This is a genomic window from Streptomyces sp. NPDC043870 (genome assembly GCF_056435785.1).
The window spans coordinates 15,140-27,768 of the sequence record NZ_JBWKDT010000042.1; the positions used below are offsets into that span (position 1 = coordinate 15,140).

The 12,629-nt window shown below is 71.5% G+C and carries 10 protein-coding genes and 2 pseudogenes; 6 read left to right on the top strand and 6 right to left on the bottom strand.

Going from position 1 to position 12,629, the window contains the following annotated elements; translation table 11 throughout:
* Positions 1 to 161 precede the first annotated feature (161 nt).
* Together AC0699_RS32985 and AC0699_RS32990 are read left to right on the top strand one after the other, a co-directional pair.
* A pseudogene (locus AC0699_RS32985) lies at positions 162 to 650 on the top strand (transposase); the annotation flags it as partial.
* 302 nt (positions 651 to 952) lie between these two features.
* Positions 953 to 1,333: a hypothetical protein gene (locus AC0699_RS32990; protein ID WP_478667803.1), complete on the top strand. Its 381-nt coding sequence runs from the start codon at positions 953 to 955 to the stop codon at positions 1,331 to 1,333.
* Positions 1,334 to 1,342: 9 nt separating this feature from the next.
* On the opposite strand, the pseudogene AC0699_RS32995 reads toward AC0699_RS32990, so the two are convergent.
* Positions 1,343 to 1,600, bottom strand: a pseudogene (locus tag AC0699_RS32995) (IS5/IS1182 family transposase); the annotation flags it as partial.
* A 75-nt stretch (positions 1,601 to 1,675) separates the two neighbouring features.
* On the opposite strand from AC0699_RS32995, the gene AC0699_RS33000 reads away from it, so the two are divergent.
* From AC0699_RS33000 to tpg, 4 genes are all read left to right on the top strand, one after another.
* A complete protein-coding gene (locus tag AC0699_RS33000) occupies positions 1,676 to 2,716 on the top strand; it encodes a hypothetical protein (protein WP_478667804.1) in 1,041 nt (346 codons plus the stop codon).
* A gap of 396 nt (positions 2,717 to 3,112) precedes the next feature.
* Positions 3,113 to 3,538 (top strand): DUF3592 domain-containing protein, encoded by a 426-nt coding sequence (locus tag AC0699_RS33005; RefSeq protein ID WP_478667805.1) that lies wholly within the window; start codon positions 3,113 to 3,115, stop codon positions 3,536 to 3,538.
* Positions 3,539 to 3,828: 290 nt separating this feature from the next.
* Entirely contained in the window at positions 3,829 to 6,039 is a 2,211-nt protein-coding gene (gene tap / locus AC0699_RS33010) for a telomere-associated protein Tap (RefSeq protein ID WP_478667806.1), read from the top strand.
* Positions 6,040 to 6,042: 3 nt separating this feature from the next.
* A complete protein-coding gene (tpg, locus tag AC0699_RS33015; RefSeq protein ID WP_478667807.1) occupies positions 6,043 to 6,597 on the top strand; it encodes a telomere-protecting terminal protein Tpg in 555 nt (184 codons plus the stop codon).
* Positions 6,598 to 6,933: 336 nt separating this feature from the next.
* Here the strand turns inward: tpg and AC0699_RS33020 are convergent, their stop codons facing one another.
* The 5 genes from AC0699_RS33020 to AC0699_RS33040 form a co-directional block, all read right to left on the bottom strand.
* Positions 6,934 to 7,524 carry a hypothetical protein gene (locus tag AC0699_RS33020; RefSeq protein WP_478667808.1) on the bottom strand — a complete coding sequence of 197 codons (591 nt, stop codon included), beginning with the start codon at positions 7,522 to 7,524 and terminating at the stop codon, positions 6,934 to 6,936.
* A gap of 17 nt (positions 7,525 to 7,541) precedes the next feature.
* Complete coding sequence (locus AC0699_RS33025) at positions 7,542 to 7,847, bottom strand: hypothetical protein (protein ID WP_478667809.1); 306 nt, start codon at positions 7,845 to 7,847, stop codon at positions 7,542 to 7,544.
* Between the two features lie 203 nt (positions 7,848 to 8,050).
* Complete coding sequence (locus tag AC0699_RS33030) at positions 8,051 to 9,295, bottom strand: vWA domain-containing protein (protein WP_478667841.1); 1,245 nt, start codon at positions 9,293 to 9,295, stop codon at positions 8,051 to 8,053.
* A gap of 143 nt (positions 9,296 to 9,438) precedes the next feature.
* A complete protein-coding gene (locus AC0699_RS33035; RefSeq protein ID WP_478667810.1) occupies positions 9,439 to 10,758 on the bottom strand; it encodes an AAA family ATPase in 1,320 nt (439 codons plus the stop codon).
* A 215-nt stretch (positions 10,759 to 10,973) separates the two neighbouring features.
* The gene (locus AC0699_RS33040; protein ID WP_478667811.1) at positions 10,974 to 12,476 is read right to left on the bottom strand and encodes a hypothetical protein; all 1,503 of its coding nucleotides are present in this window, start codon (positions 12,474 to 12,476) and stop codon (positions 10,974 to 10,976) included.
* Positions 12,477 to 12,629 lie beyond the last annotated feature (153 nt).

Genomic DNA, 12,629 nt, shown 5'->3' on the forward strand with positions numbered 1-12,629 from the left:
AGAGCCTCGCCTCAGCCACCGAACTCCGGTACGGGGACACTACCTTGCCCAGTGGTCGCGCCCACGACGGGATGCTCCGGCGCATGTCGGCGCTCAGATCTCGACCGAACCAATCGGTCACGCTGGCCCGACACGGTGGGATTCGCGCGTGCCGTGCAGTCAAGAACTACCGGAACTCCACCAACCACCAGGTTGTCGTCGACGCCGACACGCGCCTGGTCGTCGTGGTCGACCGCCCGCTGCCCGGCAGCCGGACCGACTGCAAGGCATGGGACGAATCCGGGGCCAAGAAGGCCGTCGGCAAGACCACCACCATCGCCGACGGCGGCTACCCCGGTACCGGACGCGTCACGCACCACCGGCTGGCCCTCGCCTGGGCCGACGGCGGCTGCACCGGCAGCCTCGTCGAGTACTGCTTCGCCGTCCTCGCGCTGGTCCTGGCGATCGTCAAACGCAGCGGCGACCGGCAGAGGTTCGTGGTACTGCCCAAGCGCTGGATCGTCGAGCGGTTCTTCGCCCACCTGATGCGCACCCGCCGCCCGGTGCGCGACTTCGAGCGCCGTAGCACCAGCGCCGAACCGATGATCTGCTGGTCGATGACGCTGCTCATGGCCCGCCGTCTTGCCCGGCTACACGTGGGGCGAGGGTGAACCGGCCCGGCGCCTGCTCGGCCGGCCAGCCGCGGACCACCAGGCGTTTCGCCTTCGACCGCAGTGCCTCCACCCGGGCCGGCTCTCCACCGCGCGATGTTCGGACGTGTCCGCCGTTGGCCCCCGGCTGCTGCGGGCAGCCGGGCAGGACTTCCATGACGGTGGGATGGCGTCGACGCGGTGGAGCCGCAGATCCGTGAACTACTCGGACCGGCAGTCCTGGTGGGTGCAGCACTGGTCCTCGCGGGGGGTCCACCTGGGACGCCGCGCCGCAGACAGGCCGACTGCTATGTTCGGCGGCCATGCGATCATTCCAGTACGACATAGACTTCCGCGCCAGCGCCAGAAAGACCCAGAACCGGGGCTTCGTCCTGCTGGGGGTGGCGGCGCTGCTGTGGGCCTGGTGTGCCGTGCTGCTGGTGATGCCTTACACGGTGGGGGACGACCGAGAGTGCGAGCCCCGCCTGACCACCGAGCGGGCCACGGCCAACGAGGGCGCGGGCGAATCGCCGTGCGCAGCCGAACGTGACTGGCCGGAGGCCCTCGCCGTTCTCGGCCTGTCGGTGCCGGTCTCGGTCGTCGGCGCGATCCTGTGGACGGGCGGCGGTACCAGAATTCGGATGAGCGAGCACGCGGCGGAGATCGCCCGCCTCAGCGAGGCGGCAGACCGGGCAGGCGACTAAGACCGTGTCCTACGTGGTGAGGCGGATGACTCGCTTGTAGCAGCCGAGGGCTGCGGCGAGGGCGAGGAATCCCAGATAGTTGCGGGGCTGGCGTTCGTAGCCGTGGTTGAGTCTGCGGTAGCCGGTGAGCCAGGACATGGTGTGCTCGACGACCCGTCTGTGGCGGCCTGGCCGTTCGCTGGAGTCGAAGCGTTTGCGGGCGATGCGGACTCCTGTGCGCTTGCCGCGTAACCATTCCCGCAGTTCAGGTATGGCGTAGGCCTTGTCGACCGGGGTGGGGCCACCCGGTGGCCCCCAGTCCGCCTGCTCTTGGCCGGAGGAGCGGCCATAGACTCCCGCGCCATGGAAGAGATCTTCAGGCTCGGTGAGATCACCTGTCCGTCGGGGACCCTGGTCGTCATTGACGGCGGTCACCTGGGGTTGTGGAGCGGAGAGCGGTCGCCGGCGGAGATCGATCCCGCTCTGCTCGGCATAGACGACGCGGCGATGGCTGAGGACGTCCTCAACTCGGTTGACTTCGCTGTGGCCGGGCCGGACGCCGCGGCAGCGGTTCGCAGTTTCGACCGGCAGCCAGGTGCAATGCTCCATGACATCCCGGCCTCCCGGGCATCGGAACTTGGCACGATGTTCGAAGAGCACTGCCGGGTCTCAGATCTGGACGCCCGTCTGGAGGCGTTGCCGAGCCGCGAACCACATGCCCAGCGCGTGCGCCGGACTGCTGCTGACGGCGGCGGCAGTTTTCTGATGTTCGGGGTGCCTGTCGTCGCGGTGGGTGGGGTGCCCTGCGACCGTCATCTGCCGGTGCTGGCTTCGCGAGTCGATTTCGGCGACGGTGTCGGTCCGCGCTGGTCTGAGATATCGGTTCGGTTGAGCGAAGGCCGGGCGGAGTCATCCGTGCTGCTGGGTGATGTCGGCGTCGACTGGGCCCGGGTGCTCTTCGGCGATGCCGATGCCTTGAATGCCTGGCAGCACAACGAGCCTGTGGACGGCTTGGCCGACGTCGCATTCTGGGGTGCTGCCGTGGACGAAGCCGCCGAGACGTTCGCAGCACGGGAACTGGGCGAGCCCGGCGAGGACGGTGTCCGCGGGTGGACTGGGCTGGCTGTGGCGGAGGCGGTGGAGAAGGCTCGCGCTGTGCTGAGCTGGAAGGAGGAGACCGGGCGCCGCTTGATGGTGGACTTCCGGCCGCATTCCCATCACTGGCAGGTCATGCGTCAGGTTCGTGCCTGTGAATTCGAGGCCGGAGTCGTGGACATCGGTGATGCCCGACTGCTCTGCGCGATGACGAGCTGGGGCGACGGCTACTTCCCCGTGTCGGCCGACCTGGATGCATCCGGTGCGGTGGTCGCGGTGCGGGTGCGCTTTTCCGACATGCGTAAGTAGCTGTTCGATCTCCGTCGGAGCTCGGATTGTGAGGGGCGTAGAAGAGCGAGGACAACGAGTCCATGTATTGCCCCGGGTTACGGCGTCATCATGCGCCGCCAGGTCATGGGACAACCCTCTCCACCCTCGATGGGGCGAACCGCGCAGTTGCCGAACTTCAGTGGCAAACCGTCAAGGTTTGCTGTCACAGGGCAGCCGCCGCGGCACCGCCTGTCCTGTCGCGCCGAAGGTCGAGCAGCCTCATCGAAGTCTGGTCGTCACGATGGGCTCCAGCTTTGTCGGCTTTGTGCCGCGGAGCGCGCGGAACAGTGGTGGCAGGCAGGCTGCCACAGCCGCCCCACTCGCCCCACTCGCCCCACTCGCAACCGACATCCGCACGGACGCGTCGCACAAGACATGGAACGTGAATGGCTCTTCTCGCTCATCCCGCTGACGATTGGCGTGGTCTTCCTCAGCTTCGGCGTGTACGGACTCCGCCGCGCCGGCGCGCTTCGTCGCACAGGTGTCACCGCAGAGGGCCGGATCGTCCGCCACGATGTCAGTCGAGGCGACGAAGGTGCCACGTTTTACCACCCGGTCGCCGCCTGGACGACCCGGGACGGCCGCGAGTGCGAGTACTCATCCAGGTTCGGCCGCGGTGTCGTCGGAGGCGGCTTCGGCGTGGGGGCCTTGGTCATGGTCCGATACGATCCGGAAGATCCCCGCCGGTTTGCGATCCAGGGTTGGGACGTAGCGACGGTCGACCTGCTGTTCACCGTGTTGGGGTCGGTGTTCACGGCGGGCACATTGGTGGTGTTGCTCGTCCGACTGCTCACTCTCTGACCGCCGCCGACTCTCATTCTCTACAGCGGCAGCGCGTCCGCACCGAGGGACCCGGGCCGCCACCGTGTCGCGGGGCCGTAACCAGTCAACCGGCCTTCGATGAGACGGGGCGCTGCGATCAGCCTTCGGTGACACTGCTCAACCTTCGCGCGCGATAGGGCATCGCCCTCCCCGACGAGTCCGTTATCCCGCAGGTACGTGCAATCCATGTGCGATAATCGAGGAATCACGTGAAATCCACGTGGAATCTGCGGGGGATTCCTTTAGGCTGGGCGTGGAGGTGGTTCCCTGTGCCCCACGACGAAGAGGCCTTGTTCAGCGCGGTCGATGCCCTGCTGGAGCAGGTTGCCCAAGACCCTCTGCCGCCTCCTGCCGAGCGTAAGCGCCTGCGGGAAGCGGCCGGGCTGAGCCAGGACCAGATTGCGAAGGCACTGAAAGCGCGGCGTGAGTCGGTCAGCAACTGGGAGTCGGGCAGGACAGAGCCCCGGCCGCCGAAGCGCGCCGCCTACGCGCGGCTCCTGGACGGCCTCGCCTCCCGCTTCCCGGCCGCCTCCGCCGAACCCGCGCCGGAAACAGCTGGACCCGTGCCCCCTAGGGGCCCCTCGGCGCCCGCGCCACGAACACCCGCCCCCGCACAAGCCCGTGAGCAGTCCACAGGCCCTGAGGCCGTGACGATCACCCAGTACACCCCGCCGCACTCCGTTTCCGCCTCTTCCCGGCCCGCGGACACGACGGGGCTTCCGCCGGCGCCTGGCGCCCCGGACGTGAAGGCGACGGCGCCGAAGCCCCGCCCGGCCGCGGCCGCCGTCGACACGCGTTTCGCCCACGGGCCGCTCGCGGTGATCGACGCCGACGAGAACGGGCAGGTCGTCGCGTACTGCCTGGGGGGCCTGGTGCTGGACGTGCCGGCCAAGTCTCTTTCGTCCCTGGTGGAGTGGACGCTCGCCGAGGCGCAGCTCGGTATGCCCCGGCTCAGCCGCCACGGCAAGGACGCCGATCCGGTCCTGGTGCTCACCGAGGCGGCCGCAGTCCGCTACGGCCTGCCCGCCCGGCTGAGCGATACAGAGCGCCGTGCGGGCCGACTGCCCGAAGGACACAAGGTCCTCAAGCAGTTGGACAAGGCCGAGTGGCAGCTCACCCGGCGGGGGTTGGGTCCGTGGGCCCGGATCTACCGCCCCGCCGAAGGCGGCAAGCGCTCCTGCGTCCAGCTGTGCATCCTGGGCTGGGACGCGCTCGATGCCCGCTCCTGGGGCGACGCGGCGCAATTGCCTCCCGCCGAGCTGGCCCACCTGTTGGGCACCTACGCGCAGCGGGTGCTGACCCCGCGCGGCTCCACGGCCGTGAACGGCCTGGAGCTGATGACCGCCCTGCACCCGCCCACGCGGGCGAGCGAACCGGACCAGAACGGGAAGCGGCACAGCGAGCACAACCCCGGCTCCCTCGGCAAAGAGGCGGTGGAGTGCGCACCGTGCGAGGCCCCGGACGGACACCCGCTGCTCGCTGACCTGCCGCGCTTTTACGAGCGCACCCCGGGTGAGGTCCTGGTGGAGGAGGCGTACGACTGGGCGCGGCCGCTGACCGACGAGGAATGCCTCCAGCCGTACGTCGTCGGGATCGACGTGAACATGGCTTTTGCCGCGGCCGCCAACGGCACCGTGGTCGGCCTGGGTCCCCCGTTGCACGTGAACAAGCCCGGTTTTGATCCCAAGATGCCGGGCTCGTGGCTGGTGGATCTCTCCCACATCGACCTCGACGAGCACCTTCCGTCGCCGTTCACACCCACGGGTGAGCGGCCGGCCGGCCCGGCGTGGTACGCCACCCCGACCGTGGCGTACGCGGTGGAGCTCGGCCACACCGTGACGCCGATCGAGGCGTACATCCGCCCCGACAACGGCCGCTACCTGGATGCCTGGTACCAGCGGCTGCGCGACGCCTATGTCGCCACCATGGCCGACCTCGGCGTGAGCACCCACATGGCCCCCGAAGCGTTCCTTGAGGCGATGGCCGTGCACAAGCAGACCGACCCGGGCATGGCGATCGTCCTCGCGGCGATCAAAGCCACCGTCAAGGGCGGCATCGGCAAGCTCCGCGAGCGCCCCAGGGGCGGCGGCTGGCGGCCCGGACAGCCGTGGCCCGCGCTGGCCCGGCCGACGTGGCGGCCCGACATCCGCGCCGCCGTGATCTCCAAGGCCCGCACCAACATGCACCGCAAGATGCTCAAGACGGCAGCGGCCACCGGCCAGTACCCGGTCGCGGTCCTGTCCGACTGCGCCGTGTACGCCTCCGACGGCCCCAGCCCCCTGGACTTCCTCCCCTACGCCCAGGGCAAGCCGCTGCCGGGCGGCTTCCGCCTCGGCGTTTCGCCGGGGATGGTCAAGCACGAAGGCACCCAGACCACCCTGTGGGCCGAAGGCGCACGGGAAGGGCACGGCCCAGGCCTCAACCTCGCCCGCTACATCAAGGACGGCAACATCACCCCCACCAATGACAGCGGGGAGTAGACCGTGGGCAAGCTCGCCGACAGCCTCGACAAAGCGGTGCAGGGCGCATTCACACGCCCGATCCCGAAGTCCGCACCCGCGCAGATCCGCTACCTGGTCAGGAAACTCAAGGGCACCCGGGCAGTCGCCGACCTGCTCGGCATCGACATCCGCACGGTGGAGCGGTACGTCAAGAACGAGATCAAGCACCCCCGCAAAGCCCTCGCCGCACGCCTCGAGAGAGAGGTGCGCAAGCGGTGGCAGCCGCAGATCCGAGCCAAGGCGAAGAAGGCCGCGGCCACGACCGGCGGCATCGTCATCGACACCCGCGCACGTTTCGGCTACACCGCCGCCCCGGGCAGCACCGACGACGCCCGCCTGCGCCACCTCACCCAGGCCCTGCCCCCGACCTACGCCGCCCGCCTCTTCGAGGCCCAGGAACAGGGCGCCACCGAGCGGCAGTTGCTGGGCATCGCAGCCGAGGGCCTGCAGGAGATCTACTTCAAGGACCACGGCCGCCGCGCCCATGGCCTGCAGGTCGAGTTCACCGATATCGACTACATCGACGTCGAGCTGTAGACGTGCACACCCGACGTGCTGAGCGATGCGCACGGGTGGGCCGGACGCGATAGTTGCCACAGAGGCAGGCTTGTTGTCACCGGTGGGGCTGCGTGCCTTTTGTCGATTGCTCTGGCGAAGCTGCTCGGCATGTGTATCGAGCAGCGGCTTGAGGTCCGGTCTCCGCTGCGGGAGCTGCCGCACGCGATGCGCCGCCCGCCGTCACCGCTCATCCGCTCAAGGCAGTTGGCGGGCACCGGGCTCGTTTCGGTACGCCCGCAGGCCGGTCGTCAGGGCAGGGCGAGGACGTCGTCGATCGCGGACCGGATCGTTTCGTCCTGGAGGATCGCCCGGTAATCACGGTACGTCGACAGCGGCCGGTCGAATCCCTGCACCGTACGCAAGGCCGCCCGCGCCGCCGGGGAGATGGTGCCGATCCGGGCGAGGGGCTTGCAGCGCGTAGAGGAAGATGCCGTAGGTGTGGCCGCCTTCGGCGATGGGAGGGAGGTACTTTTCCAGGACGGACCGGCTCGGCTCCGGTTCGCCCGTGATCGACCAGAGCGCGACCGCCGCCCGCGGCCGCAGCCAGGCCACGCCATGCTCCATGAGCTGCCGTACCCGGTCGGCGTAGGGCGCGGCCGCCGGGCCGAAGTCGCCGAGGAGGTGGACGGCACAGGACGGATCTTCCTCCTCCAGCACTGCCTCGCCGATGAGCCGCAGCGCCGCGTCGCGGTCGCCGCCGAGGCGCCGGGCGGCCCACGCCACCTGACGGGTGTCGACCGGGAAGTCGAGACCCGTGCACCGGCGCACGGCGGGTTCGGCGGGCGCCGCGGCCGGCCCCATTGCCACGAGCGTGTCGACGGCGTACGACGCGTACCGGGCGTCGCCCAGCAGGGCCACCACCTCCGGCAGCGCGGGCGCCGCGGCCGGCCCCCACGCCTGGAGCACGCGTAGGAAGGGGCAGGTCAGCGGCCGCCCTTGCCGTCCTCACGGAGAAGTTGCCGAACGGCGGGCAAGAGGACCTCCGCGTGCGCTCGCAGAGGGGTCAGCACGTCCTCGACCTCCGGCAGATGCGGGTCCCCCAGGCCGTATCCGCGGGCGTAAGGGCCCCGGTACGGGGCGTACAGCCGCTCGACCAGCTCCGGCAGGGCGCGCTGATCACCCATGCGGGTCAGCGCCCAGCGGGCGTGGTCGCCCACGGTGCCCTCAAGAAACTCGTCCTCGCCCAAGTCGTCGAGGAGTGCGGCCAGCTCGTCGTTTCCCATCGGCATGCGGGCCTGGTTCCGCATGCCCTGCCCCGGGAGGGGACCTGATGAGCCCGACCAACCGCGCTGCCCAGCAGACGGCCGAGACCGCGCCGTTCTTCGAACGGCGCGCCGGGGGCGTGCACGTCACGCTTCAGCACGTGCCGCACCGCCTCATCAGCATGGCGAGCCGCTTGTCACAGGTGGCGATGCGGCGCCACTGTGCTTTCTCAGCCGATGATGACGACACGCGCCCAGGGCGGCGGGGTGTCCGGGACGTAGTCGGGGTTCTCCTCGACCACGGCGCGGGCGGGACGGGGGAAGAGACCGACGACGGTGCGGCAGGGCGGCTGCGCGGACGGCCACGGAGTCTGGCCGTCCGTCAGGGCGACGATCACGTCCGGGCGCGGCCGGGAGCGGAGCGACCGGGCAAAACCGGAACGCAGATCCGTTCCCCCGCCGCCGACCAGCTTCATGTTCTCGGCGCGGCAGAGCGGGACGGCGACCCCGGCCGCCGCGTCGCACGAGATCACCGACACCAGGTCGCGCCGCCCGCCCACCGCCCGCGAGATCGCCGCCACCTCCAGCAGCGCGCTGCCCAGCTCGGCGTCGCTCACCGACCCGGAGGTGTCGATCACGACACAGACCCGGGGCGGCGTACGACGCAGGCTCGGCAGCAGCACCCCGGGGACACCGGCCGAGCGCCGGGACGGACGCCGGTAGCTGTGGTCCTCGCCCACCCCCGGCGCACCCGCGGCCGAGCGGACCGCCGCCCCCAGCAACTGCCGCCACGGCTGCGGCGGATGGAACGCCTCTTCCGCCCATCGGCGCCACCCTTCCGGCGCGTCGCCCGGTCGGCCCTTGATACCCTCCGCGACCCGGAAGCGGACCGCGTCCCGCTGCTGCCTGCTCAGCCCGTGCGCCCCGTCGGGCCCCAGCTCCCACGGCCGGACCTGCCCGTCGGCACCACTGCCGCAGTCCAGCCAGGCCAGGTCCGCGGGGAGCCCGGACATCGACGCCGTCCGCAGGTACTCCTCCATCAGCAGCCCGTCGGGCAGCCGCAACAGCGACGGCAGCACCGCCCCGGCAGGCCGGGGCAGACCGTCACCGTAGATGTCGTCGTTGATCTCGAAGTCGGCGGCGACGTTCCGCCGCAGCCTCCCCCACCCTTCGGCCGGGGGGACCCCCGTCTCGCTTCGCTCGCCCGGCCCGTGCTCCTCGTGCTCCCGCGCATACCGCTCGCCCCGCCCGTGGTGGTCCCGGAGCAGATGAGAGACCTCGTGCACCCAGACGCCCGCCAGCTCCTCCACCGGGGTGCGCGCCACGAAGCCGGGGGAGACGTAACAGCGCCAGTGTGCGTCCACCGCCATCGTCGGCACCGACCGGTCCTCCACCACGTGCAGTGCGAAGAGCGCGGCGGCCAGGTAGGGGCGGACCTTCACCGCGTGCAGCCGGGCGGCCAGCAGCTTCTCCATGTCCAGCGGGAGGCCGGGCCGGTCGGCTGCTGCGCCGGAGCCGGCCGGCGGCTTCGGCAGGGCGGCCCGCACCGGACGCGGCGGCGCGGGCCGGGACATCGGGCGCGGCAGCGGGCGCGGACCCGGGCGCTTGGCGGCCCCCGTCATCGGCGCGCCCCCGTCACGCGCCCGGCGTCGGCCGCCGCCGCGACCCGCTTCACCGACCGGTCCGCGCGCCGGGCGAGACCGACCACCTCGACCAGCCGCTCCACCGCGTCCGGCACCTCCCAGTCGTCGCGCCGCAGCGAGGCCAGCGTCGTCGCCGGGGCGACCAGCAGGTCCGGGGCGCCGGTCTCCAGCGCCCGGACCAGTACGGCCCAGCCCGCGTCCCACCGGCTCCGCTCCGGTCGAGCTCCGACGGCGGCGACCACCGCCTCCAGTGCCGCCTGCCGCAGATCGCCCCGTACCGGGAGCTCGGCGGCGGCCGGGTCGGCCAGCAGTGACTCCGGGTCCGGCAGGTCCATCCGGTCCAGATGGGCGAGGAGTTCGAGGCCCGGCCCGTCACCCACCGCACCCCGCACCAGCAGCGCCAGCACCTCCCGCGAGACGGAGGCCGCCGTGCCGAAAGCCAGCAGGGTCAACGCGGCCTCCCAGCTCCGCGGCGAGGGCCAGGCGCCGCCGCGCCGCGTCTCGGTGCTCGGCAGCCGGTGGATCAGCGTCGGCCGGGCTTCCAGGAAGCCGCAGACGGCCCGCCGGGCGAACGCCACCGCCTCTGGCAGTCGCTCCGCCATCAGCCGGGGCAGCTCCGCCCGGGGCCACACCCCACCCAGCCCGCGCACCACCACCTCCCGGTCGTGCACCCAGTACAGGTGCACGAACCGGTTGGCCAGCGGCGGGCTCAGCTCCCACCCGTCCGCTGCCGACGCGCGTGGATTGGCGGCGGCCACGATCCTTACCCCCGGCGGGAGTTGCAGAGTGCCGACCCGCCGCTCCAGGACGACCCGGAGCAGTGCGGCCTGGACGGCCGGGGTGGCGGTGGAGAGCTCGTCCAGGAAGAGCAGCCCTCGCCCGGCCCGTACGAGCTCCACGGCCCATTGCGGCGGTGCCATCGGCACCCCCTGCGCCGCAGGGTCGCTGCCCACGATGGGCAGCCCGGAGAAGTCGGACGGCTCGTGGACGCTGGCGATCACGGTGGTCAGCGGCAGGTCGAGGGAGCCGGCGAGCTGCGTCAGGGCCGCGGTCTTGCCGATGCCCGGCTCACCCCAGAGCAGCACGGGCAGGTCGGCCGCGACGGCCAGGGTGAGCGCTTCGAGCTGCTCGTCGGGACGTGGCTCGGTGGTGGTCGTGCGCAGGAGGGCCAGGAGGTCGTCGGCGAGGCCGAGTTGGGCGTCGGATCGGGATGCGTCGGCGAGTGTGGGTGTGGGTGTGGGTGCGGGCGTGCCGGCGGTCGGGATCGCGGCGGGCATGAGGGTGCTGGAGGTCATGGGCATCACCTGGGGTGGGTCGAGGGAACGGGACAGCCCGTCCCGGATGTCGTGGGTGCGTGCGGCCCGGAAGGCGCGGTGAGGGCTGAGGGCTGAGGGAAAGGGGACGCGGTGGGAGAAGCAGCGAAGGACGCGGTGAGAGAAGCGGAGAGGAAAGCCGTGAGGAATGCCGTGAGGGCGAGCTGAGGAGAAAGTGATCGCAGCGAGGGCGGCGGTCAGCCGGCCAAGCCGGTACGGGGCCGGGCCCGGCTGCTCCGCTTGCTGCGCATGGCGTGGGGCGCACGGCGGTCGAGCCGGGGACGGTGGCCCGCGTCCGCGTGCCCCACGCCCGAGGCGTCCCCGCCCGTCGCCGCACCGGCAGCGGGGTGCACGGCGACCAGCCCCGAGCGGAAGAGCCCGTGGTCGATGCGGCGGGCCGCGGCCGACTCCAGTTCCTCTCGGAGCGGCCCGTCACGCAGGACTGCACCGGGACCGAGCAGCCCCTCGACCACGGCCAGTGCCCCGGCGACGTCACCGTGGCCGAGCCGCTCCCGGACCGCGGGCAGTGCCTCCGGGTTGCGGTGCACCGCGTCGATAGCCCGCAGGCAGGGCAGCGCGGGTCCGCCGAGTGCCACCAGAAGGTCCTCCCGGCGCAGTTGGTCCGGGTCGTGGTCGATCGCTGTCAGCACTCCGTCCCGCAGCGCGATCCGGTGGACCTCGCCCCGGCACTCCACCCGGTGCGGATCGCCGGGCTCGGGGGCGGGGCCGGCCACCGGTGCCGAGCTGGACTCCGCCAGTGCTACGGCGACCAGTGGATGCAGCCGCTCGGCCGTGACCAGCCCGGCCCGCAGCAGCTCCAGATCCGGAAGGACCCGTGCCGCCGCCTCCGGCAGCACCGGAAGCGCCGCGACTTCCTGCGGCGCCAGCGCCTCCCGCAGCGGCCGGAACGTCGGGGCGTGGCTGTCGTCGGGGGCGACGAGTTCGAGAACGGCGCGGCTCCGCGTACCGAGCCGCACGGTGAAGGCTCCGCGAGGGCGCCCCTCGGCCCGCAACAGCAACTCCGCCTCGGCGGCCCAACTTGCCTCCGCCCACGGGGAATCGTGGACGGTGGGCCGATCGGGCCGATCGGTCCGATCCGGCAGGAATGGCCGGCTGGGTGCGTGCGGCCGGTCGGGAGGCGGCATGGACGACGCCCTGCCCGCACCGCACCGCCGCGCCAGTTCGCCGCTCCGCCCGGAGTCCCAGAGATGCCGATGCAGGTCGAGCCGGAAACGCCGGTCGGGATGCGGGTGCGGGTGGTGCCCGGCAGCGCTGTTCCCGGCCCCCTCCCACAGGGTCAGGGACATCCGCTGTCCGGCGTCCGCCCAGTCCGGCGGTGTCCGCACCACCAGCTGCAGCGGCGTGGCGCCGGAACTCCGGTAGCGGGCCAGAGAGATGGTGAGGCCGGGCCGGAGCCGCCCGTCGGGGGCGATCCTGGGCACGTGCCAGCGGAGCAGATCCGGCGCCAGCCGACGCAGATCTGCACGGAGGTGGGTGACGAGATCGGTGCCGTGGCGGTCGCGCACGGCGCGCAGATCGAGATCAACGTCGACCCGGGCGGCGGCGCAGGCCCCTGCCCAGTCGCCGACCGCACGCCGTGCGGTCGCGGTCTCGATCATGGACGGTGGCACGGCGTACTCACGCACGCGCTGCCATATCAACAAGCGGGCCGGAATCTGGTTCGCGAAGTGATGTGCCATCAGCACTCACCTGGTGCGAACGATTCCCCCAATCCGTACGAGGAGAAGTTCTTCATCTCCAGCATCCTAACCCACACCGATGACGATCTGTCACTCCCCCGGGCAGAACGATGACGATCGACCCGGTGAACCAGCATGGCGAGAAGTCCTCCT